The following is a 23,496-nucleotide window of genomic DNA, read 5'->3' as shown; positions in this document are numbered from 1 at the left end:
GTGATTGCCCTCCCTCTGTAGAAGTTGTGTGGTAACTTCATTCTACCACGGGGAGAGAAATCACTATGGATTTTTTACTCAAGTGTCCAACTTGATTTTACAATCAACCCAGATTTTTCTGTTTCCCGCAACAGGTCAGTTTTCTTTTACCTGCTCCAGATCCGGCTTAAGGTCGGCCGGCAGGGGGCTGACATAGGGCTCCGTCTGGTTCTGATGGAAGTTGTCCCAGGCATCCTGGACCAGCTGGGGATTCTCCAGCAGACGCAGGCCGGAGAGGCCCAGCACCTTTGCCGCACACAGCATGCTGGCAAAGCCCACATGGTGGCCGCTGTATGCCGTCATCTGCCACGAGTGGCCGGGACATCCGATGCCCTGACCGGCCACATAGATCTGATAGGTGGGCACCACATGGCTGACATCGCCCACGTCGGTGGAGCCCGGCGCCACCAGCCGGTCTTCGATGACCCGGTCGAACACCACATCACAGAGGAATTTGTCATCGCCGTTGACGCCGTACTCTTCCTTCATGACCTTGCGGTCACGGGCCAGTACTTCGGGGTAGGTCTCTGCCATCTTTTTGGCAAAGGCGTAGTCATCCTCTGTGAATTTGGGTGCGCCGGTGTCCTGATAGGCCTCCAGCATGACCTTTTCCAGCACGTCGTTAGGCATCACCTCGCTGCAGCCCGTGAGGAACTCGATGTCGAAGCGCGTCTGGGTCATGAGGGCGGCGCCCCTGGCGCAGTCGCACAGCCAGCTGTAGACCTCATCCACATCCCTGCGCTTCGGGGCGCGGATGTAGTACCACACCGAGCACTCGTCGGGCACCACATTGGGGGCGCAGGAGCAGATGGTGGCGTAATGGATACGCACGTCGGGCTTTACATGCTCACGCATGTAGTTGGCGGAGACGTTCATCAGCTCCACAGCGTCCAGGGCGCTTCTGCCGTCAAAGGGATGGCCGGCGGCATGGGCGGCCTTGCCGTGGAAGTGGAACTTGACAGAGTTCATGCAGGTATAGCACGCGCCCCAGGCGCCGTTGTAAGCGTGGGAATGCCAGGTCATGGCGCAGTCCACGTCCTTGAACGCGCCGTCGCGCACCATAAAGACCTTGCCCACCAGAAGCTCTTCGGCGGGGCAGCCGTAGAACCGGACCGTGCCCTTGACCTTGCCGGCGGCGATGGCGTCCTTGAGCATAACAGCGGCGCCCACGGAGCCCACGCCCAGGTTGTTGTGGCCGCAGCCGTGCCCGGAGCGCTCGGGTTCCTCAGGGTACCTGAGCTGCTTGTGATCGGTGACCACCTGGTTGAGGCGGGGGAGGGAGTCATACTCGCCCAGATAGGCGATCACGGGATGGCCGGAGCCGTACTCCGCGCAGATGGCGGTAGGGACAGTGCCCACGCCCAGCTGGACGCGGAAGCCCTCGGATTCCAGGTATTCCGCGATGGCCCTGGAAGATCTGACCTCTTTGAGGCCGGGTTCGGCATATTCCCAGATCTGTTTGGACAGTGCAATGAGAGCGTCCTCTCTGGAGTCAACAGACGCAAAACAGGCTTTTTCGTTATTTTTGATCATCGAGCCACCCCGTCTTCATCAAAAGACGACCGATAATGATGGAACCGAACACGCTGATAAGGATGGCCATGGAACTGTCAAAGAGGCCGGTCTTGCTGATGGCCAGGGTGATGGCGCCCAGAGGCACGGCGATGAGGGCAATCTTGGGGGAGTAGAGGATCATCTGCATGAGCATGGCACCGTAGAGGGCGGGCACCAGGTAGACCAGCGCGCTGACCAGGGAGGCGGGGATCAGGGAGATGATCTGAGCGCCCAGGATGACACCCAGAGTCAGGATGGCCAGGTTGACGACGATGGATACCGCGACGCCGATGGTGGAGACCACGGCGCCCTGAGGCGTACCCTCTTCCACGCCGGCGGCCTTCTGGGCGACGGAGGAGCAGGGCACGCGCAGGTTGGAGATGTTGCCGGACAGGAAGGCCATGTAAGTACCGGGAATGCCCAGAACAGGCTGGAACGAGATAGGTTCGATGAAGTAGTACACAAGGCAGGCGCTGATGCGGATCGTGGCGGCGGTGACGATGGCGTCAAAGGCGGGCATGATGTCGAATACCACGGCCAGGACGACCACCGGCACGAAGCTGGCCACCACGCCGATCAGGCTGGTCAGGCGGCCCCATTTGACGCTGTAGGGGATATATTCGTTATCGTATATCTGCTGAGTGCTGGGAGTCTCGTTCATATTGGTTCCCTCCTTTTAGAAAATACAGGCAAAGGCCACGCCCACGATCATGGCGATGGTGGCGCTCCAGTTGGAGACCCACTTGGCTTTGCGGTTCTTATTCCACATGGTCAGCAGCCAGATGGTCAGCGCGCCGCCGATGACGGCGAAGATGTTCTTGTTGTCCACTGTGACGGGATACATCTTGTTGAAGGTCAGGCTGCAGTAGCAGCCCAGGGTGGCGGCAGCAGTGATGATGGGAAGGGCCTTGGCGTTGCCGCCGGCCAGCTTGGTGCGGAGACCGTCGATCTTGTGGGTGAAGAGACCGGACACGATGATCCAGCCGATGCTGCCCAGGATCATGGCCCAGACGCCATTGGCGAAGGCCTCTGCGGTCATGGCCGACTGCTCGAAGGTGACGCCCACCGCCTGGGCGCCCACATCGGCGGAGGTCATCTCAAACATGACCGCGCCGATGTAAGAGAGGCGCAGCCACGCAATGGGGGCGCCCATCATGACCATCAGCGAGACCATGCCGGCGAGGATAGAGACAGAAGGGCCGACGGAAGCGGAGGCGGAGGCGATGACGGCGCTCTTGATCTGGTCATTCTTCACACCCATGCGCCTGCCGTCCCTGAGGGAGCGCCTGAGGAGCAGAACGACCTGCCATGCCAGGACAGCCATGGGGATGGCGACAGCAAACCACATCCAGCCGCTGTTTGCTATTTTGAGATAGTCCATTTTGTTTCTCCTTTCTCATATTCCACGATCTCTTCAACCATCATTGATGATTGATTAACTGTATTATAGCCGCTCTTGCCTAAAAATGCAATTAGAAATTTCAACAAGCTCGAAATTTGTTGAATATCACAAAAATGACCGCATTTTTCTGTCATCCGACCGCCTGAAAGCTGCCGGACAGGTGTGGCCGGCGAAAAAAACGGAGCTGCACGGTACAAGACCGTGCAGCTCCGCTGAAGCTGCCCGCAGGCTGTCAGGGGCTGGTATTCAGTTCCCCAACATGATATGAAGGATTTCGATATCGGTCGCATGCATCCCCTCGCGGCCTACACGTCCGACGCTTCGAATGGTGCTGTCCACGTCGTTCTGAACGATGCCCTCCCTGGGCTGGAAGGCGTTTTTTTCGTGGAAAGCCATCAGGAAGCCTAGGATCCCCGCGTTGACCGACGCGGCGATCTTGGCGGCGCAGGAGGACTTGGCGCCGTCGCAGACGATGCCCCCCACATTGCAGAGCGTATTGGTGATCGTGCGGGAGATGTCTTCGTATCCGCCGCCGTGCAGATAGCAGATGCCGCAGGCGGCGCCGGTACCGGCGCAGACCGCGCCGCAGAATGCGGACAGACTGCCGATGTAGTATTTTTGAAGGATGGCGATCAGATTTCCTACGATCAGTGCGCGGTGCAGCTGTTCGCGGCTCTTTCCGAGCTCTTTCGCGTATTCGATGATGGGAAGTGAGACGGTCATGCCCTGATTGCCGCTGCCGGAGTTGATCACCACGGGAAGGGGACAGCCGTTCATACGGGCGTCAGACCCGGCGGCTGCCATGGCGCAGGCGCGGATACGCACATCGGAGGCGTCATAGTATTTCAGCAGCGTGTGCCCCACCTGAGCTCCATAGGGATGGCCAAGCCCTTCCTGGGCGATCCGCGTATTCATATCGATCTGGCGCTGAAGGATCTCTGCAAGGTCTGAGAGTTCGACGTTTTCGGCAAAAGTAAGGATGTCCCGCACATTCAGGCAGGACTTATCGACCTTTGGCCGCTGTGCCGCTGATGCAGGATCCTGCTGGGAAAAAAGCACCTGGCCATTTTTTATGATTTTTGTGATATTGGTGTGATGTGATTTGATCTCTACCGAGGCGCTTTGCTCACCAGCGGCCACAGTGATGAAAATATAGAGATTTTCCACATCCTCAGCCAAACTGCACGTACAGTAATCCTGCTTGAGAAGGTACTGCGTCTGGCGGATATCCTCGGGAGAGACAGACTGGAGGACCTCCAGCTGCCGGGAGGGGTCTCCGCCCACGATCCCCAGGATGGCGGCGGCGTCGATCCCGCGCAGGCCGCCGGAATTTGGGACCGTAACGCCCTTGACGTTTTTAATGATATTGCCGCTGCAGCGGATCTGGACCGATGCGGGCATCGTGCCCAGCACTTCCCGGGCCTTCGCCCCGGCATAGGCGATGGCGATGGGCTCGGTACAGCCCAGTGCAGGGATCAGCTCCTGCTTCAGGATTTCCGTGTAGTTTTGATATGTATTTTTATCCATAATCGTAAAAAACCTTTCTCGTCACTGGTCATTCGATCATAGCGGGGACTTCCAGGAGGATGCGCGTCTGGGCTTCGATGGCATAGGGGAGGGATTCGTCATTGAACTGGTATCCGCCGGAGTGGGGGGGAGCAACGCTTCCGTCCGGCTTCACCTTCCGGGTGCCGGCGCGGAAATAGCATCCGGGCACTTCGTGCAGATAGGCGGAAAAATCCTCTCCCCCCATGAGCGGTACCGGCTCGATTACCTTGCCGCTGCCAAAATGAGCGGCCAGAACGCTGCGCACAGCTTCCGCGATCCTGGGGGTGCTCTCGACCAGGTCATATCCTTTTCGGATGTCGATCTCGCACTGCGCGTGGTAGGTGCTACACAGGCCCTGTATGACCCCGCGCACTTTTGTCAGGAGATCTGCCTCACAGCGACGGTCCAGCATACGGATCGTGCCCAGCAGGTGGACCACGTCGGGGATACTGTTGTAGGAGCACGCGCTCTGGATGCCGGTCACGGTCAAAACGCAGCGCTGCGCATTGTCAATGCTGCGGGGAATGATGCCGTTCAGGGCGACCACGACGTTGGACGCCAGCAGGACCGTGTCCACGCCGGACTGCGGAAACGCGGCATGGGCCCCCTTGCCGATGATCTGAATGTCAAACGAATATGTGGAGGCAAACAGCGGGCCGGGCTTGACCAGAAAGACCCCCGGATCTTCCGGAACGTGGTAGTGCATACCAAAGATCATATCCACGCCGTTCAGCACGCCCGCCTTGACGAAGGCGGCGGCGCCGCCGGGGGGACACTCTTCCGCGGGCTGGAACAGAAAGAGGATTTTCCCCGCAAGCTGTTCCCGCAGCCGGCTCAGGACCTTTGCCGTACCCAGCAGAGTGGCGGTATGGCCGTCGTGACCGCAGGCGTGCATGACGCCGTCCACATGGGAGCAGGGATCCAGCGCGGGATCTTCCCGGATAGGCAGTGCATCGATATCTGCCCTGAATGCCACGGTCTTGCCGGGCCTTTGTCCCTGAAGGATGCCGACGACGCCGGTGGGAGTGGGGCGCCATACTTCGATCCCGCCAAAAGCGCGCAGTTGAGATTCGATAAACTCAGACGTTTTAAACTCCTGAAATCCAAGTTCGGGCAATTCGTGAAGCCGTCTTCGCCAGGAGACGGCTTCTTTTGATACCTGTTGGCATAAAGCTGTGATCGGATCCGCCATGGTATGACCTCCTGCCGTAAAACAAATGCTATGTTTTAACAGTCAAATTACGGGGCAAAACAGGGGAAACTTGTATTTTTATTTAAACATATTTAATATGGAGACACAATCAGCTTTTTAGCTCGCTATGCGACAGCATTTTTACTGTAAAGAGGAAGGCGGCGCCCCATGTTCCGGCCTCAGCGCTTTATAAAAGAATTGTGTCCTGACAAACTACGGTTTTTTGCGGCCTATCCGGGACCGCCGTGAAACCGTAGTTTGTCAGGACACAAAATGGATTTGCAGATACGTCTGCCGGCTGTGCCGTGCAGCATCAGGGTAAAGTCGAAAGATGAAACGGGGTCATATCCATGCGCTCTTTTGTCAGCTGGATGAACTCCGCTGCTGCATGTGAAAGGTATTTGTTGCTCAGGTGGCTGATGGAGAGCTGCCGCTGGGCCTCCTGATAAAAAAGAGGGTAGATGCCCAGAGAATCTGCCGGCTGCGCGTTCTTGCGGAAAATACTCTCAGCCACCAGCACTTCAGGGCAGAACATGCAGCCCATTCCCTGAAAGCAAAGGGTGAGAAGGGTCTCCACATTGCGGGATTGGAGCACGATCTGGGGTGTAAAGCCGGCGGAACGAAAGATGTTATTGGTGGCGGCCCCCATACTGGAGGAGGAGTCCATGATCAAAAAGGGACAGTCTTTCAACAAAGTAACATCGGATGTTTCTTTCAGGGCCAATTTGATCTCCCGCAGATTGTGGGGATATATTTGCTCCAAAAGCGGAAATGGTACCAAAAGGACCATTTTTTCCTTGCAGATGATATCCACGGTCAGGTTGCTGCAATCGGACGGGACATAGCCGATCCCAAGATCCACTTTTCCGTGCTGAAGGCTGGCCTCCACCTCTTCTGTGGTTCCTTCCAGCAGATGAAGGCGGATATTTGGAAAGAGCCGATTATAGACCGGAAGAACATAGGGGAGGATGACGCGCCCCCAAAGTCTGGTACAGCCGATGGTAAGATCACCGGATTTGAAGTCGCGGATGTCATTGATTTCTTTTGCGGCTTCTTCCCTTGCGCGCAGCATCTTTTTTGCGTGCTGCACCAGGCAAGCGCCCTCTTTCGTGAGGGTGAGCGGGGGTGAACGGTCGAACAGGGGAGCACAAAAGTATTCTTCCAGTTTTGCAATGTGGTTACTGAGAGACTGCTGAGAAATATACAGGCGCTTTGCTGCCCGGGTAAAATTCAGCTCCTCTGCGGCGACCAGGAAATACTCCAGATTTAAAAAATTCACTTGTACCTTCCTCCGCAGTATCGAAGATCATTTTGCGAGATTTGAAAGAAAACAATGCAATTGATTTAGCAGACAGATGCTTTTGTAAAATCAATGCAGTGTATTTTACATACACAGATAGATTAACATAATTAAAGCCCGGGTGTACATAGACAAGCGACAATTTTATTTCATACAATAGTTTGCACAAAACAGAAAGCGGATAACAGCAAAATGGCTGTGAAACATGTAGGGGAAAAGGTGTTTCATCTAAAAATGCTTTTATGCTATCCTGTTTTCGGGGGAAACTTTACACGGTTTCCGGAGTTTGCAACAGCAAATCCATATTTATGCAATATGTTGGAACGCCGGTCAGCCGCAAGTACAAAGCCCTGCACAGGAAAGACAGACATAAGCACGAGACAGGAGAAAAAGAAAGGTGTGAAAGAAATGGCGAGAATCAGTATTTCTATGAGGAAATTGGCTTCACTCTTGCTGGCCACTGCGGTTTTGGCCGGTACCATCAGCGGATGCGGCACCAAAAATCCCCAGACATCTCCCGAAAACACCGGAGCGGCTCCAAGTAAGGCTCCTGTTTCCTCCGAAGACAAATTGAATGAGAGCAAGGCCGGAGAGGCGGTCGACGGAGGAACGCTGACCATCTCCATGGATAAGGCACCCACCTCGCTGGATCCGATGAAGATCTCGGGCTATAACGCGTATGTGGCCTGCCAGCAGCTCGGCGACACTCTGATCATTCACGACCCCGAGGGGAAGGGCGAGTATCTGCCCAACCTGGCCACCTCCTGGGAGACCAGTGATGATGGCCTGCAGTGGGTCTTCCAGCTGCGGGACGACGTCCACTTCCAGAAGGGCGAATACCAGGACGGACGTCTGATGACAGCGGAAGACGTGGCCTATTCCTTTATGCGCAACAAGCAGCACGTGAACAACACGCTGGGCTTCGTCGAGAAGGTGGAGGCCACCGGTGAGAACGAGGTCACCTTTACTCTGTATCAGCCCACCGCAACGCTGCTGTACGAGATCACGCTTCCCAACTTTATCATTGTTCCGCAGGAAGAGGCGGAAGGCTGGGGCGATGAGTTCGGCGCCCATGTGATCTCCACCGGCGCGTTCCAGCTGGAGAGCCATGAGATCGATCAGCAGACGGTCATGGTCCGAAATGAGAACTACTGGGGAGCCCGTCCCCACCTGGACAAAGTGGTGTTCAAGGTCATTCAGGATCCCAACCAGCGGCTGAACGCGCTGATCACCGGCGAGATCGACCTGGCGCTGTCCCTGTCCACGGATTCGCTGCAACAGGTCATGGATAATCCCGATCTGGATCTGGTGTCCCTCAACAAGGTGCAGATGAATATGATCGCTTTCAGCTATGAGAACGGCCCGACCACGGATCCGCGGGTCCGGCAGGCCCTGTCCATGGCCACCGACCGCCAGGCCCTCATTGACGGAGCCTTTGCGGAAGGTGTGGCGAAGTACACCAAGATCCCCCTCCCGGGCAACTCCTGGGCCTACGATGACAAGCTGCAGGACCTGGTCCCCGATTATGACCCCGAGGGCGCCAAGGCCCTGCTGGCGGAAGCCGGTTATCCCGACGGATTCCAGATCACTCTGAGCTATGCCGCGTCTACTGAGCGTGACCGTGTGGGCGTCGTGTTGCAGCAGATGTGGAAGGAGAACCTGAATGTTGACGTGGTCCTGGACGCCACCGAGACCGCGACCTATAACGATAAGGTACACTCCGGCAACGGCGAGCTGTACATGGGCGGCATCACTGCCTCTTCTCCCGATCCCGCGTTCTCCCTGGGCTACAGCTTTGACTCCAGCAAGGCCCATGCCTCCTATAACCCCGGCCCGTACATCAATGAGGAGTGGGACAAGCTCAACAAGCAGGCGCTGGCCAGCACCGATCAGGAAGAGCGCACTGGCATTTATCACGACATGCTGAAGATGGCCATGGAGGACTATCCGGGCATTTGGTTTGCCGACCAGTACCCCTGCTGGGGCGTCCGCAACGGGACGCATATGACCGACTTTGACAACTGGTTCCTGATCTGCAACGGAAATACTTATAACGCGTGGAAAGAGCAGTAACCCAATAACAGATAGGTGGTTCACTTATGCTACGTTTGGTATGGAAGCGTCTCCTGCAATTAATACCTACCATGCTGATCGTTGTTTCCATCACCTTCGTATTGACGCGCATCATTCCTGGAGATCCGGTCTCGGTGCTTGCGGGCCCCGAGGCCGATCCCCAGCTGATCGCCGAGCTGCAGGCGAAACTGGGGCTGGATAAAAGCATACCCGAACAGTTTCTAATGTATGTCGGAGATATATGTAAGGGAGATTTTGGAACATCGCTCAACTACAATGAGCCTGTGTTCGGTTTGATCATGGACCGGATCCCCAAGACGCTGCTGATCACATTTACCGGACTGGTCATCGCACTCATTGGAGGTATCATTTTAGGAACGGTCTCCGCGCTGCGGCAAAATTCAATTATTGATCACTTCTGCACCTTTTTTGCCCTGCTGGGCGCCTCGCTGCCAGTTTTCTGGATCGCGATCATGGGGGTTTTCGTATTCAGTGTCAATCTGAATCTGCTGCCTACCATGGGAATGGGATCCATGGAACGCGGGTTGGGCGACGTGGTGTCTCATATGCTGCTGCCGTGCCTGTGCCTGTCCCTGTCCCCCATGGCCACCTTTACCCGGACGACACGCTCCAGCATGCTGGATACCATCAATAACGATTATATCCGCGCACTGCGTTCCAGGGGCCTCAAAGAGCGGCAGGTCATCTGGAAGCATGCATTCAAGAATGCGCTGCCGCCCATTATCTCGATTTTGGGTGTTCAGCTGGGCATCTCGTTTTCCGGCGCGATCCTGACTGAGAACATTTTCTCGTGGCCGGGAATGGGAACACTGATCTCGACGGCGATCAATACGCGTGATTATGCGCTGGTGCAGGGCGCCATCCTGACGCTGGCAGTCGTGAACGTGATCATCAGTCTTTTGATGGACATCCTCTATATGCTGATCCATCCGAAGGTCAAGATTTAGGTGGTGAACCATGAGCAAACTGGATACTGCAACCCCCGGCGGCGCCATGTCCAGCGAAGCGCTGTTCAATCGGGAGAAAAAAGCCAATAGCCTGTGGCGAAAATTCTGCAGGAACCGCGCGGCCGTGATTGGCCTGGTCATCGTGGCGTTCATGGTATTCATCGCCGTGTTTTCCCCTCTGGTAGCCCAGCAGTCTCCCATTGCGCTGGATCTGAAAAACAAATTGCTGCCCCCGCTTTCGCCGGGACATATTTTCGGTACGGATGAATTCGGACGTGATCTGTTTGCGCGCATCGTTTACGGCGCCCGTACTTCCATTATCATCGCGGCCGGCGCCAGCGTTGTGGGCTGCCTGCTGGGAATGATCGTCGGTATGATCGCAGGCTACATGGGCGGAGCCGTGGATTCGGTCCTGATGCGTATCGTGGACGGTATGTTTGCCTTCCCGTCCATCCTCCTGTCCATCGTGCTGGTGACGGTACTGGGCAACGGCGCGCTCAATGTGATCCTGGCGCTGGGAATCAGCAGCCTTCCGCGATTCGCAAGAGTGGTGCGCGGGCAGGTCACGATCCTGAAGAACGAGGAGTACTGCAATGCCGAGCGGGTCCTGGGCGCATCCCATCTTCGGCTGATGATCGTTCACATTCTGCCCAACGCCATGTCGCCCATCATCGTTTACTTCACATTGAACATCGCCAGTGCGATCCTCTCGGAGGCGGGCCTGAGCTTTCTGGGCCTGGGTATCATCGCTCCCACGCCGTCCTGGGGAAACATCCTCAGAGCGGGCAATCCCTTCCTTGGGACCGCGCCCCATGTCGCGTTCCTGCCGGGCGCCTTCATTCTGCTTGCCGTGCTGGGGTTCAACCTGACGGGCGATGGGATCCGGGATGCGCTGGACCCGAAGATGAAGCGCTAGGAGGGATCACGCATGAACAAAAATCTGGTGGAGGTAAAAAATCTCCGCACGTACTTTTATACCGCCAGCGGGATCTCGAAAGCGGTGGACGGAGTCAGCTTTGAGGTAAAACAGGGTGAGACTCTGGGAATCGTGGGCGAGTCCGGATGCGGAAAGAGCGTGATGTCGGCGTCCCTGATGCGCCTGCTGGCAAGCAAAGCCGGAAAGATCGTGGACGGAACGGTACATTTTGACGGGATCGACGTGCTGGCACTGGACAAGCGCCAGCTGCGGGAATTCCGCGGCAAGGATGTGGCCATGATCTTTCAGGACCCCATGACGACGCTGGACCCGGTGTTCAAGATCGGTTACCAGATGGTCGAGGCCATTCTGGCGCACCGGGATGTGACGAAGGAGGAAGCCAGACAGATCAGCATCGAGGCGCTGAAGAAAGTCGGCATCCCGGACCCGGAAAAACGCTTTGACTCCTACCCATTTGAACTGTCCGGCGGCATGTGCCAGCGTGTGGCCATCGCCATGGTGCTGTGCGGCCAGCCCAAGCTCATCATCGCGGACGAGCCCACCACCGCGCTGGACGTCACAATGCAGGCCCAGATCCTGAGCCTGATGAAAAAACTGCAGAAAGAGTACAATACTTCGATCATGATGATCACCCATAATCTGGGCGTCGTGTGGGAGATGTGCGACAACGTTATGGTGATGTATGCGGGCAGAGTGGTGGAGCGCGCCAGCGTGAAAGAACTCTATGCCCATCCCATGCATCCCTATACGTGGGGGCTCATGGATTCCATGCCCGCGCTGAACGATACACCCAAAGAGCCGATGGCGACCATTGAAGGAACTCCGCCGGACCTGCGCCTTGTGGGAAAGGGCTGCAATTTCTGCGACCGCTGTAAATATGCCATCCCCGCCTGCGCGGAGACGGTCCCGGAGGAAGTGGACCTGGGGAACGGCCATTATGTCTCCTGTATCCGTCAGACCGGGAATGCGGTGCTGGAGCGGGAAGGGGGGAAGCGCCATGTCTGATCGGCAGGTATTGCTGGAAGTGGAGCACCTCACAAAGACGTTCCCGATCCAGAGCAAGACGTCTCGAAAAAAACAGCTGCTCTACGCGCTGGACGATGTCTCTCTGAAGCTCTATCGCGGTGAGACGCTGGGCATCATCGGAGAATCCGGGTGCGGAAAATCCACCCTGAGCCGCTGCATCGTATCCCTCCATAAGCCCACGGCGGGGAAAATCCTCCTGAACGGCCGGGATATCGCGCGGATGCGGGGCGCCGAAAAGAAAGCGATGCACCGCAAGATCCAGATGATATTCCAGGATCCGTATTCCTCGCTGGACCCGCGAAAAACTGTGGCGCAGACGGTCATGGAACCCTTCATCATTCATGATATCCAGCCGGAGGGGATGACCCGTCTGGACCGGGCCCTGCAGCTGATCAGGGCCGTCGGACTGGATCAGTACCATATGCACCGCTACCCGTATGAGTTTTCCGGCGGACAGCGGCAGCGGATCAACATTGCCCGGGCCTTGACGCTCAATCCGGAAATCCTGGTCTGTGACGAGCCGGTCTCCGCGCTGGATGTGTCCATGCAGGCACAGGTACTGAACCTGCTGATCCGGCTGCAGAAGGAATTCAACCTGACGTACCTGTTCATCTCCCACGACCTGAGCGTGATCCGCTACATCAGCGACTATATTGCGGTGATGTACCTGGGCCATATCGTCGAGATGTGTCCCGCGGGCGATATCTATGAGCGCCCGCTGCACCCGTATACGCAGGCGCTGCTGTCGGCCATCCCGCCCAACAGCCCCTTTGTCAAAAAGCAGCGGATCGAGCTGCAGGGAGATATACCAAGCCCCATCGGCCGGCAGCCGGGCTGCCCGCTGGCCTCGCGCTGCCGGCACTGTACAGAGCGCTGCAGGCAGGAGCGCCCGCAGCTGCGTGAGGTGGATAAGCGCCATACCGTGGCGTGTTTCCTTTATGACGGATAGCGCCATATTCGGCGCAAAGCAGGAAGCGATCCCGTCATAAACGATTTTAAGGAGGGATAGAACGTGTGGACAAAAAAGGAGCGGGTGGAGGCCGTCCTCAATGGAGAGCTGGCCGACCGCCCGCCGGTGTCGGCGTGGAGACATTTCCTGGAGACAGAGCACAGCGGTGCAGAGGATTTTGCAAACTCCATGCTGGCATTTCAGAAAACATATGACTGGGACTATGTAAAGGCCCAGAACAGGGCTACTTATTACGAAGAGGTCTGGGGCGGAGAGTTTGATTATGAGGATTACCGGGGGGGAGTAGTCGCTCCCTGTACCAAGGCCCCCATCACCTGTGCCGCCGATCTGGAAAAGATCGTGGAAAAGCCGGCGTCTGTGGCGCCGCTCGCGGAACAGGTGGAGGCCGCCCGCCTGATCGTGGAGGGCCTGGGGGATGACACTCCGGTTTTCCCGAGCATTTTCTGTCCTGCAGCGGTCTTTCAGAAGATGTGCGCGGTGGATTCCATCGGCCGCTACCGGCCGGCCACCCGGGAAGACCTGATGGTCACGCTGATGAAAGAGCATCCGGAGCAGGTCCACACCGCGCTGCGCAATATCACCCGTACCCTGGCCGGTTACGCCCGGGAGCTGGTCAAGACCGGCATCTACGGCGTATTTTACGCGGCCACGGGCCTGTCCCGTACCGGTTATCTGACCCGTTCCGAGTGGGAGGAGTTTGTCCGGCCCTATGATATGGAACTGATTGAGGCGCTCAAGCCCTGCAAGATCATGGTCCATGACTGCGGGATCTATTGCAATCCGGAGTGGTTCGCCGACTACCCCATCGATATCCTCCACTGGCCGGAGAGCGCCACAGGAAACCCCGCGCTTGACAGCGCGCCCGGGTGGCTGGGCAGGATTACCCCCATGGGCGGCGTGGATGAGCGCCCGTTCGGCCAGGATCAGGCCGCCCATATCGGGGAGCTGACCAGGGCCACGCTGAAAAAGATGAAGCAGATCCCCTTCATGCTGGCGCCGGATTGTTCCATATCCGTGCATACGACCCATGAAGAGCTGATGGCGTTCTATCGCGCTTCCCATGAGAGCGTTTCATAGAAAAAAGTTCATACCATGTGAGAGCAATGCGTAAAAGAAAGGATGTATGATTATGTCTTGTGTGACGATTTTCTCCAACATCAAATTTGAGCCCGAGGAGAAGAAGAAGTTTTTTGAACTGTCTGAGGCGGCCATCTCCAAGTGCTTCCAGAAGAAGTCCATGATGCTCATCGAGATCCCCCCCGAGAACCAGTACGCCAATGCCCCCGGCTGCGTCTACTTCTTCCTGTATGCGCCCCCTGCCAGAACGGAAAATCAGAAGCGTACCCTCATCAAGGACCTGGATGACGTCGTAAAGGAAGTGGCCGGTCATCGTGTGGAGAATGCCCGGGCCTGCGTCATCTTTAAGCACCATCACGGCAGTGATGCGGGTGTGGGCGGAGTCATGCATCTGGACCACGGAGTATATTGATAGCGGAGGGATAATATGCGCTATATGCAGATCGGGCATTCCGGCATTGAAGCGTCCCGGATCTCCATGGGAGGCCTCTCCATTGGCGGAGGCGCCTGGTGGAACGGGACCGATGACGCGGAATCCATCCGTACCATCCACTATGCGCTGGATCACGGCATTAATCTGATCGATACGGCGCCTCTTTACGGCTTTGGCCACAGTGAAGAGATCATCGGCAAGGCCATCGCCGGGCGGCGGCATGACGCCGTGATCTCGACCAAGTGCGGCATGATCTGGGACAAGAAGGAGGGCACTTACTGGAGCGACAAGGGCGGAGAGAGCATTTACATCAATGTCTCCGCCAAGGTGATCCGTGAGGAGATCCTGCGCAGCCTCAAGAGACTGGGTACAGACTATATCGATATCTATTATCCCCACAATCCCGCCCGCGCCCCCTTCCTCACCCCTGTGGAAGAGACGGTGGAAGCCCTGATGCGCCTGAAGAAAGAGGGCTATATCCGTGCCATTGGCATGTCCAACGCGAAGCCGGAACAGGTGGAGGAGTATCTGGCCTGCGGCTGCGAGATCGACATCCTCCAGAGAAAGTACAACATCCTGGAGCGGGAATTCGTGGAGAACAACTTGCTTCCCCTGTGCAGAAAGTACGGCATGTCCTTCCATGCCTACTCTCCGCTGGAGCGCGGCATCCTCACCGGAAAATACCGCAAGGACTATCAGGTGGATCCGCTGGATGCCCGCACCAAGCTCCTGTGGTGGAAGCCGGAGAATTATCCCATGGCCATCGACTTTGTGGACGGCCTGCAGGATCTGTGCGAGAAGAACGACTGCTCGCTGACAGATCTGGCAGTGGCCTTCCTTCTGGCGCAGGGCGACTATATCAATGTCATCTGCGGCGCCCATAAGCCGGAGCAGATCGAAGCGGACATCAAGGCGGCCAATGTGGAGTTGAGCCCGGAGGATGTTGCCGAGATCCGCCGCCGTGTGGAGGACCTGGAGGCCAGGATGCGCGCAAATCAGGCATAGCGATCCATTAGATCCCCATATGCGGCGCGGGATGCAGAGGCTTTGGCGTGACGGCTCAGACTTCTGCATCCCGCGCCTGTTTCAACCGCAGACAAGGAGGAACAGGATGGACCAACGCTTTAATCAACTGGCCGCCCAGGTGATCGGCTACTCTGTATCGCTCAAGCCGGGGGAAAAGGTGCTCATCGACGTCTGGGACGGTGCGGACGACCTTGGTACGGCGCTGATGGAGGCAGCCTATGCCGCGGGCGGCATGCCCTTTGTCACACACCAGTCCATGCGGATGAACCGCTCCGTGATCGCCCATGCCACCGATGCCTATATGCAGGACTGGCTTCGGTATGAGAGCTATCGGATGCGGGAGATGGACGCGTATATTGTGGTCCGGAAGAAAGAGAACCTCAACGAGTGGGCCGGCATCGACCCGGAGCGGATGGCGGTATTTGAGAAGTATTACAGCCAGCTGCATTTCGGGATCCGGATCCCCAAGACCAAGTGGTGCGTGCTGCGCTACCCCAACGCGGCAATGGCGCAGCAGGCCGGGATGAGCACGGAAGAGTTCGAGGATTACTATTTCCGGGCCTGCTGCCTCGATTACCGCCGGATGTGCAAGCGGGTGGAGCCGCTGGCCAAACTGGCCGCCCGGACGGACCGGGTGCGGATCGTGGCGCCGGGGACCGATATCACATTCTCGGTAAAGGGGCAGTGCGCAGGCGTCCCGCGCTGCGGGCAGCGCAATGTCCCATGCGGCGAAATGGGGATGCCCGTGGTGGTGGACAGCGCCAACGGCGAGATCACATATAATGTGCCCTCTGAGATACAGGGCACGGTATTCCGGGACATCCACCTGGTCCTGAAAAACGGACTCATCGTTGAGGCCACATCCAGCGATACCAAGCGCATGAATGAGATCCTGGATACGGACGCCAATGCGCGGCGGATCGGCGAGTTCGCCATCGGCTTCAACCCCTTCCTCACGCGGACTACGGTGGATACGATCTTCGATGAAAAAAGGGCCAAAACGCTCCATTTTACCCCCGGCAACAGCGAGATCAACCCGTCTGCCATCCACTGGGACATCGTTCAGTCCCATGCGAAGGAAGACGGCGGCGGAGAGATCTGGTTTGACGGCGTGCTGATCCGGAAAGACGGCCTGTTTGTAACGGAGGAACTGAAACCGCTCAATCCGGAGCAGCTGATCCCCTACCTGCTGGGGGAGGACTGACATACCGCGAAGATCCGGAAATAAAACAAAGGAGGTCAATGATCTTGAAAATCGTGGTTTTGGACGGATACACGGAAAATCCCGGTGATCTGAGCTGGAGCGAATTAGAGAAGCTGGGAGATCTGAAGGTATATGACCGCACCAGCCTGACGGATGAGGAAGAGATCATTTCCCGCATCGGCGATGCGGAGATCGTGATCACAAACAAGACGCCGGTCACAAAAACCGTGCTGGACGCCTGTCCCGGCATCCGGTACATCGCGGTTCTGGCCACCGGCTACAATGTGATCGACTGCGGCTGCGCGCGGGAGCGCGGGATCTGTGTTTCCAACGTCCCGTCTTACGGAACGGCCTCGGTCAGCCAGTTTTCCATTGCACTGCTGCTGGAGATCTGCCATCACATCGGCCACCATGACCAGTCGGTCCACGCCGGGAACTGGAGCAGCAATCCGGACTGGTGCTATTGGGATTATCCGCTGATCGAGCTGGAGGGAAAGACCATGGGTATCATCGGCTTCGGGCGGATCGGGCAGGCGGAAGGCCGCATTGCCAGGGCGCTTGGGATGAAGGTCCTGGCCCATGACGTATGGCCCAATGACTCCGGCCGGTAGATCGGCAAATATGTGGATCTGGATACCCTTCTGGCGGAGTCGGACGTGATCTCTCTGCACTGCAATTTGACGCCGGAAAACACGGGGCTCATCAACCGGGCCAATATTGCAAAAATGAAGGACGGCGTGATCCTGATCAATAACGCGCGGGGACAGCTGATCAATGAAGAGGACGTGGCTGAGGCGCTCAACAGCGGAAAAATGGCCGCCGCGGGTCTGGATGTGGTGTACACTGAGCCGATCCGGCCGGACAATCCGCTCCTGAAGGCGAAAAACTGCATCATCACGCCCCATATCTCCTGGGCCCCGAAGGAGAGCCGTCAGCGGATCATGGACTGCACAGTGGAGAATGTCCGGTCCTATCTGAACGGCGCGCCGCTCCACGTGGTGAATCGATAAGGAAATGAAAAAATGTGTTGTGATCCCGGATTCCTTTAAGGGAACGCTCTCCAGTACGGAGATCTGTCAGATCGCCCGCGGGGCCATTGCGCGGTATTTCCCGGAATGTGAAGTGGTGACCATCCCGGTGGCGGACGGCGGAGAGGGGACTGTGGCCTGTTTCGCCCAGGCGATGCGCGTGGAGCGGATCACGGTGCCTGTGTCCGGCCCCTACGGGGAAAGGGTACAGGCCACTTACGCACGCAGGGGAAAGACTGCCATCATCGAAATGGCGTCCGCCGCGGGACTTCCGCTGACGAACGGACACTGTGATCCGGAGCAGACGACGACGTTCGGCGTGGGAGAACTGATCGGGCATGCGGTGGATCACGGCTGTGAACAGATCATCCTGGGGCTGGGCGGGAGCGCCACTAATGACGGCGGCTGCGGCTGCGCAGCCGCGCTGGGGGTCCGCTTCCTTGACAGGAACGGCCAGACCTTTGTTCCCACCGGCGGGACGCTGGAGCGTATCGCGGCGATAGACTGCGGCGGCATAAAGGAGCGGTTTGGACCGGTCTGTGTTTCTGTTATGTGCGACGTGGAAAACCCGCTCTGCGGACCGGCCGGCGCGGCCCATGTGTTCGCCTGGCAAAAGGGCGCGGACGCCGAAATGGTGGAGCGCCTGGATTCCGGCCTGCGCTGGCTGGGCGAGATCATGGAGCGTGACCTGCACTGTTCCGTGGCGGAGATGCCGGGCGCCGGCGCCGCCGGCGGAATGGGCGCGGGATGTGTTGCCTTTTTGGGGGCTGAACTGAAGAGCGGGATCGAGACCATACTGGACGTGGTCGGGTTCAATGACGTGATCACAGGCAGCGATCTTGCGATCACCGGGGAGGGCCGCATCGACAGCCAGAGCATCCACGGAAAAGTAATCTCGGGGATCGCGAAAAGGACCGCCGCCAAAGGGGTCCCGCTGCTGGCGCTGGTGGGGAGCATCCACCCCAGCGCGGTCGGGGCGTATGATCTGGGCGTGACAGCCATGTTCAGCATCAACCGTGAGCCCGAGCCGCTGGAGGTCTCCGCGCCCAAAAGCAGAGAGAACTATCAAAAAACATTGGAGGATATTCTGCGTCTCATCCGGGCGGCAGAAGAGATGTCAAGGTAAAGAACACCGTATATCCCGGACGGGATGCGGGATAAAACGCCGGAAAGGGCCGGGCCGCGAAGGACGGTCCGGCCTCTCTGCCGCGGTCCGGACATAGACCATGTCAATAGATACTAGAATAGGTATGGGCAGGGGGGACCGGGCAGGGCTGCCCGGCCCGCGGGGCGCAAATATCGTTCAACATATGACCGGTACATCTGGAAAGGGGATGTGCCGGTCATATGTTTTGCAGCAGAGGGGGGCGAGCGTATGAGATTTTTCATATACAGCCGCAAATCGGTCTATACCGGAAAGGGCGAGAGCATTGAAAACCAGATCGAAATGTGCAGGCGGTACATCCGCGAAAAATTCCCCGGCGCGGCGGACGGTGACATGGAGATCTACGAGGATGAGGGCTTTTCCGCCAGAAACACCGACCGGCCCCAGTTCCAGCAGATGCTCCGGGACATCAGGGCCCGGAAGCCGGATTTTGTGGTCTGCTACCGCCTGGACCGCATCAGCCGCAGCGTCAGCGATTTTTCAGCCCTCATCGAGGAGCTCAACGACCGGGATATCTGCTTTGTCTGTATCAGGGAGGAATTCGACACCTCCAAGCCCATGGGCAAGGCCATGATGTACATTGCCTCGGTATTCGCCCAACTGGAGCGGGAGACCATCGCCGAGCGGGTGCGGGACAATATGCTCATGCTGGCCAGGACCGGCCGCTGGCTGGGGGGGACCACTCCCATGGGCTATACCTCGGAAAAGGTGCGGGAGATCGTCATTGACGGCAAGGTCAAGACCTCCTGCAGGCTGAAGGACAATGCGGAGGAGCTGCGCGTGGTGGATACCATCTTTGAGAAATTCCTGGAACTGCGCAGCGTCTCGGGAGTGAGCAGATACCTGATCCGGCAGGGCGTGAAGTCCCGGAGCGGAACGGACTACTCTCTGCCGGGGATCAAGGAGATCCTTCAAAACCCGGTCTACTGCACGGCGGACAGGGACGCGCTGGACTATTTTTCCGCCCGGGGGTCCGATGTGTGCTTTGACGAGCGGGAGTGCTCCGGTGAGTTCGGGCTCCTGGCCTACAACAAACGCGACTATAAAAAAAAGCACGCCCCCCGGCAGACGATGGACAAATGGATCATTGCCATCGGGAAACACCGTGGGCGCGTGTCCGGAAAAAAGTGGGCGGCGGTCCAGAACATCATTGAGGATAACATCCCCACCGGCAAAAAGCCTGCGAAAATGCACAACGATTATTCCCTGCTCTCAGGACTGATCTGGTGTGACCGGTGCGGGCGGCGGATGTTTGCCAAGCGGCGCTGGGGAACGGACACGGATGACGTCCGCTTCGACTATATCTGCAGCGGCAAGCTGCGGGGCGGTACGGCGTCGTGCTGCTGCCGGAATCTCAACGGACGGCAGGCCGACGCCCTGGTATGTGAGGCCCTGATGCAGTATACCGATGAGGACCCGGGTATTTACCCGCTGCTGGAAAAGCTCAGACGTGAGATACAGGGACAGGCACGGGAGGAGCCTCTGGAACAGGTGGAGGCGCGGATGAGAGCATGCAGCGCCGAGATGGACCGTCTGGTCAGCAGTCTGGCTCAGGGGGAGCTGACCCCGGCCTTTGTCCGGCGGGTCAACATAAGGGTGGGCGAGCTTGACCGTGAGCTGTCGGAGCTGAGCCGGACCCGGGAAGCGCTGCGGGAGGAAGCGGACTGCCCGGACCGGCAGGCGCAGAGCAACACTCTGGCCGAAAGCCTGTCCAGCCTGAAGGACGGCTTTCATCTGCTTTCCATCCATGAGAAACGGGTCCTCATCAAGCTGCTGGTGAAACAGATCCGGTGGGACGGGGAGAACCTGCATCTTTTTACAGACGGGTAGGCCGGAACGAAGTTGCCCTTTGAGCGGCGGCGCATTCCCGACCCTTATCGCCATCATCACCATGTTCTTCACCGGTACCGCCGGAGGGCTGGGGAAGAGCGTGCTGTCGGCGCTTCTCCTGACGGGTATCATCCTGCTGGGGGTGTTCCTCACCTTTCAGGTCTCCCGCCTGCTGTCGGCTACGGTGCTGAAGGGGGTGCCGTCCTCCTTCGCTTTGGAACTGCCTCCTTACCGGGCGCCCAGGGTGGGGCAGGTCATTGTCCGCTCGGTGCTGGACCGGACCCTCTTTGTACTGGGCCGGGCGGCAGTGGTGGCCGCCCCGGCGGGGCTGGTGATCTGGCTGTGCGCCAATGTACAGGTGGGTGGGAACAGTATCCTGAACTGGTGTACCGGGTTCCTGGACCCCTTCGCCCGGCTGCTGGGGCTGGACGGGGTGATCCTGATGGCTTTCGTACTGGGTTTTCCCGCCAACGAGATCGTGGTGCCCGTAATGCTCATGGCCTATCTGTCTACCGGCAGCCTGACAGAGATGGGGGATCTGGCCGCCCTGCGGGAGCTGCTGGTGAGCCACGGCTGGACCTGGCTCACCGCGGTATGCACCATGCTCTTTTCGCTGGTCCACTGGCCCTGCTCCACCACCTGCATGACCATACGGAAGGAGAGCGGGAGCTGGCGGTGGACGGCGGTGGGTGTGCTGCTGCCCACGGGACTGGGGATGGCGATGTGCTTTCTGGTAGCTTCAGCCGCCCGGCTGCTGGGGCTGGCCTGAAGGAGATGAAAACATGGCCGCCCGGAAGGGCGGCCATGTGCGTTTTGAGAGGGATCAGCAGGTGAGGGATCAGCGGGTGAGGGATCTGAGAATGGCGTGGAAGCCCTCACAGGCGCGGGCGAGCTGCTCCACCTCGATGTACTCGTCCACGGTGTGGGCCAGATCCTCCCGGGAGGGGCCAAATCCTACGGTGGGGATGCCGGCCTCTCCGCAGAAGTGGCTGCCGTTGGTGCAGAAGGAGAAGTGGGAGAGGGGGGCGTCGATGCCCGCCTCCCGCAGGCCGGAGAGGGCCTTGACCACTAGTTCGTGGTCCTTTTCCAGCAGCCACGCGGGGAAGAAGCGCCGGGCGGAGATGGTGTCGCCGGTCCAGCAGGGCTCCTGGCCCTCGGCCAGCCAGACCCGGGCCTTCAGCTCGGGGAGGCGGCGGGCCACGCCGTCCAGCACGGACTGGACCTGGGCGAGCACCGACTCCTCGGTCTCACCCACTAGCATGCGGTGGTCATAGGTGGCCCGGCAGTACTGGGGCACCACCGACGCGCCGGGGTAGGGGCTGGAGACGATGTCGGTCAATTCATAGATGCCGGGGCCCAGCACCGGGTGGCTCAGCGGCTCCAGCTCCCGCATGGCCTGGATGACGGCACACATGTGGTACACCGCGTTGATCCCCTTCTCCGGATTGGAGGAGTGGCAGGGCACGCCCTCGGTCTCGATGACCACCTCGGCGCGGCCACGCTGGCCGATCTTCAGGGTGGTGGAGGTGGCCTCGCCGATGATGACGAAGTCGGGCCGGACCCGGCGGCTCACTTCACGGCAGGAGACTCCCTCAAAGCACTCCTCATGGACGGTGCAGGATACCCAGACTTCGCCGGCAAAGTCCCGGCCGGTATCCTGGGCGAAGTGGGCGGCGGCCGAGAGCATGGCGGTGACGCTGCCCTTCATGTCGGACGCGCCGCGGCCGTAGATACGGCCGTTCTCCGTCAGTTCACCGCCGAAGGGGTCATAGGTCCAGGCGGCGGGGTCGGGGATGCCTACGGTGTCGATGTGGCCGTCCATCAGGATGGTCTTTCCGGGGCGGCTGCCTTTGATGCGGCCAAGCACGCTGCCGAAGCGGTCGATCTCCACCGTGTCGAAGCCGTAGACGGTCATGGTGTCCCGCAGCAGCTCCGCCACGGCCTGCTCATGGCCGGATGTACTGGGACGCCGGATGGCCTCCCGGCACAGCTCCACCAGTTGTTCCTTGCGTTGGGTGGTCAGCATGGGGTGTTCCTCCTTGTGATCGGTTGGATGGATTCATTATAAGAGATACACGCCCGGGATGCCAGACCAAAATGAAAAAAACGGGGAAAAGCCGCCTTTTTTCGTGAACAGCAGAGAGATTTTGAAATTGGCCTTGACAAGCGGGCAAATTTTTGCTATTATATCCCTCGCTGAGCCGGTCAGCCGGCTATGTAGCTTCATATGGGGGTATAGCTCAGCTGGGAGCCCGGTTGAAGCGGTAAACAACCCCCGTATAGGGAACACAAAAATTAAACATCACAATCTCTCTTATCTGGGGGTATAGCTCAGCTGGGAGCCCGGTTGAAGCGGTAAACAACCCCCGTACAGGGAACATAAAAATTAAACATCACAATCTCTCTTATCTGGGGGTATAGCTCAGCTGGGAGAGCGCTTGAATGGCATTCAAGAGGTCAGCGGTTCGATCCCGCTTATCTCCACCATCACCAAGAGATTGTGAACGAAAACCTCACTTCTTCGGAAGTGGGGTTTTTGCTTTATGCAGCGATGGCAACGATGTCCATGCCCATGCTGAACTGCTCAAAGTCAATGTTAAAGTCGATATGCAACTTGTAGTCCCGGTAGACCTCCACCCGCTTGATAAGGCAGTTGACGATCATTTTCTTTGCCTCCATGCTGGCGGTGTCGTACATATCGGCCCAAGAGATAATGTCATCGTA

20 protein-coding genes, 1 tRNA gene and 3 pseudogenes are annotated in these 23,496 nt (G+C 58.2%); 14 read left to right on the top strand and 10 right to left on the bottom strand.

What is annotated here, in order from left to right; genetic code table 11:
- Positions 1–135: 135 nt before the first annotated feature.
- The 8 genes from ACTNBZ_RS13360 to ACTNBZ_RS13325 all read right to left on the bottom strand — a co-directional run bounded on the left by ACTNBZ_RS13360 (position 136) and on the right by ACTNBZ_RS13325 (position 7,661).
- Positions 136–1,572 (bottom strand): amidohydrolase, encoded by a 1,437-nt coding sequence (locus ACTNBZ_RS13360; protein WP_441210655.1) that lies wholly within the window; start codon positions 1,570–1,572, stop codon positions 136–138.
- On the bottom strand, positions 1,559–2,254 hold the full coding sequence (locus ACTNBZ_RS13355; protein WP_441210653.1) for a hypothetical protein: 696 nt from the start codon (positions 2,252–2,254) through the stop codon (positions 1,559–1,561). The genes ACTNBZ_RS13360 and ACTNBZ_RS13355 overlap by 14 nt, the downstream gene beginning before the upstream one ends.
- Positions 2,255–2,269: 15 nt before the next feature.
- Positions 2,270–2,974 carry a DUF5058 family protein gene (locus ACTNBZ_RS13350; protein WP_441210651.1) on the bottom strand — a complete coding sequence of 235 codons (705 nt, stop codon included), beginning with the start codon at positions 2,972–2,974 and terminating at the stop codon, positions 2,270–2,272.
- Entirely contained in the window at positions 2,956–3,192 is a 237-nt protein-coding gene (locus ACTNBZ_RS13345; RefSeq protein WP_441210649.1) for a hypothetical protein, read from the bottom strand. The genes ACTNBZ_RS13350 and ACTNBZ_RS13345 overlap by 19 nt, the downstream gene beginning before the upstream one ends.
- A gap of 49 nt (positions 3,193–3,241) precedes the next feature.
- Positions 3,242–4,522 (bottom strand): L-cysteine desulfidase family protein, encoded by a 1,281-nt coding sequence (locus tag ACTNBZ_RS13340; RefSeq protein ID WP_441210647.1) that lies wholly within the window; start codon positions 4,520–4,522, stop codon positions 3,242–3,244.
- A 28-nt stretch (positions 4,523–4,550) separates the two neighbouring features.
- Positions 4,551–5,735, bottom strand: coding sequence for a M20 metallopeptidase family protein (locus ACTNBZ_RS13335; RefSeq protein WP_441210645.1), 1,185 nt, complete (start codon positions 5,733–5,735; stop codon positions 4,551–4,553).
- 313 nt (positions 5,736–6,048) lie between these two features.
- The gene (locus ACTNBZ_RS13330; RefSeq protein ID WP_441210643.1) at positions 6,049–7,014 is read right to left on the bottom strand and encodes a LysR family transcriptional regulator; all 966 of its coding nucleotides are present in this window, start codon (positions 7,012–7,014) and stop codon (positions 6,049–6,051) included.
- Between the two features lie 266 nt (positions 7,015–7,280).
- On the bottom strand, positions 7,281–7,661 hold the full coding sequence (locus tag ACTNBZ_RS13325) for a hypothetical protein (RefSeq protein ID WP_441210641.1): 381 nt from the start codon (positions 7,659–7,661) through the stop codon (positions 7,281–7,283).
- Between ACTNBZ_RS13325 and ACTNBZ_RS13320 the strand changes: the two genes are divergently transcribed.
- The 13 genes and pseudogenes from ACTNBZ_RS13320 to ACTNBZ_RS13260 all read left to right on the top strand — a co-directional run.
- Positions 7,660–9,108, top strand: coding sequence for an ABC transporter substrate-binding protein (locus ACTNBZ_RS13320; protein WP_441210639.1), 1,449 nt, complete (start codon positions 7,660–7,662; stop codon positions 9,106–9,108). The two genes, ACTNBZ_RS13325 and ACTNBZ_RS13320, sit on opposite strands and share 2 nt — an antisense overlap.
- A gap of 26 nt (positions 9,109–9,134) precedes the next feature.
- Positions 9,135–10,076, top strand: a complete 942-nt coding sequence (locus tag ACTNBZ_RS13315) for an ABC transporter permease (protein WP_441210637.1) — start codon at positions 9,135–9,137, stop codon at positions 10,074–10,076.
- Positions 10,077–10,086: 10 nt separating this feature from the next.
- Positions 10,087–10,992, top strand: a complete 906-nt coding sequence (locus ACTNBZ_RS13310; RefSeq protein ID WP_441210635.1) for an ABC transporter permease — start codon at positions 10,087–10,089, stop codon at positions 10,990–10,992.
- 12 nt (positions 10,993–11,004) lie between these two features.
- A complete protein-coding gene (locus ACTNBZ_RS13305) occupies positions 11,005–12,018 on the top strand; it encodes an ABC transporter ATP-binding protein (RefSeq protein WP_441210633.1) in 1,014 nt (337 codons plus the stop codon).
- Positions 12,011–12,988 (top strand): ABC transporter ATP-binding protein, encoded by a 978-nt coding sequence (locus ACTNBZ_RS13300; protein ID WP_441210631.1) that lies wholly within the window; start codon positions 12,011–12,013, stop codon positions 12,986–12,988. Before ACTNBZ_RS13305 ends, ACTNBZ_RS13300 begins: the two co-directional genes overlap by 8 nt.
- Before the next feature lie 63 nt (positions 12,989–13,051).
- Entirely contained in the window at positions 13,052–14,086 is a 1,035-nt protein-coding gene (locus tag ACTNBZ_RS13295) for a uroporphyrinogen decarboxylase family protein (protein WP_441210629.1), read from the top strand.
- Between the two features lie 52 nt (positions 14,087–14,138).
- Entirely contained in the window at positions 14,139–14,498 is a 360-nt protein-coding gene (locus tag ACTNBZ_RS13290; protein ID WP_441210627.1) for a tautomerase family protein, read from the top strand.
- A gap of 15 nt (positions 14,499–14,513) precedes the next feature.
- A complete protein-coding gene (locus ACTNBZ_RS13285) occupies positions 14,514–15,524 on the top strand; it encodes an aldo/keto reductase (protein WP_441210625.1) in 1,011 nt (336 codons plus the stop codon).
- A gap of 106 nt (positions 15,525–15,630) precedes the next feature.
- On the top strand, positions 15,631–16,749 hold the full coding sequence (locus ACTNBZ_RS13280; protein ID WP_441210623.1) for an aminopeptidase: 1,119 nt from the start codon (positions 15,631–15,633) through the stop codon (positions 16,747–16,749).
- Positions 16,750–16,793: 44 nt separating this feature from the next.
- Positions 16,794–17,759 (top strand): annotated as a pseudogene (locus ACTNBZ_RS13275) (D-2-hydroxyacid dehydrogenase).
- A 4-nt stretch (positions 17,760–17,763) separates the two neighbouring features.
- Positions 17,764–18,903, top strand: a complete 1,140-nt coding sequence (locus ACTNBZ_RS13270) for a glycerate kinase (RefSeq protein ID WP_441210621.1) — start codon at positions 17,764–17,766, stop codon at positions 18,901–18,903.
- Between the two features lie 249 nt (positions 18,904–19,152).
- Positions 19,153–20,772 carry a recombinase family protein gene (locus ACTNBZ_RS13265; protein ID WP_441210619.1) on the top strand — a complete coding sequence of 540 codons (1,620 nt, stop codon included), beginning with the start codon at positions 19,153–19,155 and terminating at the stop codon, positions 20,770–20,772.
- Between the two features lie 28 nt (positions 20,773–20,800).
- Positions 20,801–21,541: pseudogene (locus ACTNBZ_RS13260) on the top strand (nucleoside recognition domain-containing protein); the annotation flags it as partial.
- A gap of 69 nt (positions 21,542–21,610) precedes the next feature.
- Here ACTNBZ_RS13260 and ACTNBZ_RS13255 read toward each other — a convergent pair.
- Positions 21,611–22,798 (bottom strand): YgeY family selenium metabolism-linked hydrolase, encoded by a 1,188-nt coding sequence (locus ACTNBZ_RS13255; protein ID WP_441210617.1) that lies wholly within the window; start codon positions 22,796–22,798, stop codon positions 21,611–21,613.
- A gap of 385 nt (positions 22,799–23,183) precedes the next feature.
- On the opposite strand from ACTNBZ_RS13255, the gene ACTNBZ_RS13250 reads away from it, so the two are divergent.
- Positions 23,184–23,259: transfer RNA gene (locus ACTNBZ_RS13250), tRNA-Ala, on the top strand.
- A gap of 54 nt (positions 23,260–23,313) precedes the next feature.
- Here ACTNBZ_RS13250 and ACTNBZ_RS13245 read toward each other — a convergent pair.
- Positions 23,314–23,496 (bottom strand): annotated as a pseudogene (locus ACTNBZ_RS13245) (recombinase family protein); the annotation flags it as partial.

Source organism: Pseudoflavonifractor sp. HCP28S3_F10 (assembly GCF_052065415.1).
In the GTDB taxonomy this organism is placed as follows: domain Bacteria; phylum Bacillota; class Clostridia; order Oscillospirales; family Oscillospiraceae; genus Pseudoflavonifractor_A.
This window is presented reverse-complemented; position numbering and strand designations above follow the sequence as displayed.

Coding starts and splice junctions, on each gene's coding strand:
- ACTNBZ_RS13335 (WP_441210645.1), bottom strand. CDS start 5,735: ATGGCGGATCCGATCACAGCTTTATGCCAACAGGTATCAAAAGAAGCC.
- ACTNBZ_RS13305 (WP_441210633.1), top strand. CDS start 11,005: ATGAACAAAAATCTGGTGGAGGTAAAAAATCTCCGCACGTACTTTTAT.
- ACTNBZ_RS13300 (WP_441210631.1), top strand. CDS start 12,011: ATGTCTGATCGGCAGGTATTGCTGGAAGTGGAGCACCTCACAAAGACG.
- ACTNBZ_RS13290 (WP_441210627.1), top strand. CDS start 14,139: ATGTCTTGTGTGACGATTTTCTCCAACATCAAATTTGAGCCCGAGGAG.
- ACTNBZ_RS13315 (WP_441210637.1), top strand. CDS start 9,135: ATGCTACGTTTGGTATGGAAGCGTCTCCTGCAATTAATACCTACCATG.
- ACTNBZ_RS13270 (WP_441210621.1), top strand. CDS start 17,764: ATGAAAAAATGTGTTGTGATCCCGGATTCCTTTAAGGGAACGCTCTCC.
- ACTNBZ_RS13350 (WP_441210651.1), bottom strand. CDS start 2,974: ATGGACTATCTCAAAATAGCAAACAGCGGCTGGATGTGGTTTGCTGTC.
- ACTNBZ_RS13320 (WP_441210639.1), top strand. CDS start 7,660: ATGGATAAGGCACCCACCTCGCTGGATCCGATGAAGATCTCGGGCTAT.
- ACTNBZ_RS13310 (WP_441210635.1), top strand. CDS start 10,087: ATGAGCAAACTGGATACTGCAACCCCCGGCGGCGCCATGTCCAGCGAA.
- ACTNBZ_RS13355 (WP_441210653.1), bottom strand. CDS start 2,254: ATGAACGAGACTCCCAGCACTCAGCAGATATACGATAACGAATATATC.
- ACTNBZ_RS13360 (WP_441210655.1), bottom strand. CDS start 1,572: ATGATCAAAAATAACGAAAAAGCCTGTTTTGCGTCTGTTGACTCCAGA.
- ACTNBZ_RS13340 (WP_441210647.1), bottom strand. CDS start 4,522: ATGGATAAAAATACATATCAAAACTACACGGAAATCCTGAAGCAGGAG.
- ACTNBZ_RS13280 (WP_441210623.1), top strand. CDS start 15,631: ATGGACCAACGCTTTAATCAACTGGCCGCCCAGGTGATCGGCTACTCT.
- ACTNBZ_RS13255 (WP_441210617.1), bottom strand. CDS start 22,798: ATGCTGACCACCCAACGCAAGGAACAACTGGTGGAGCTGTGCCGGGAG.
- ACTNBZ_RS13265 (WP_441210619.1), top strand. CDS start 19,153: ATGAGATTTTTCATATACAGCCGCAAATCGGTCTATACCGGAAAGGGC.
- ACTNBZ_RS13325 (WP_441210641.1), bottom strand. CDS start 7,661: ATGGAGATGGTCAGCGTTCCTCCGTCGACCGCCTCTCCGGCCTTGCTC.
- ACTNBZ_RS13285 (WP_441210625.1), top strand. CDS start 14,514: ATGCGCTATATGCAGATCGGGCATTCCGGCATTGAAGCGTCCCGGATC.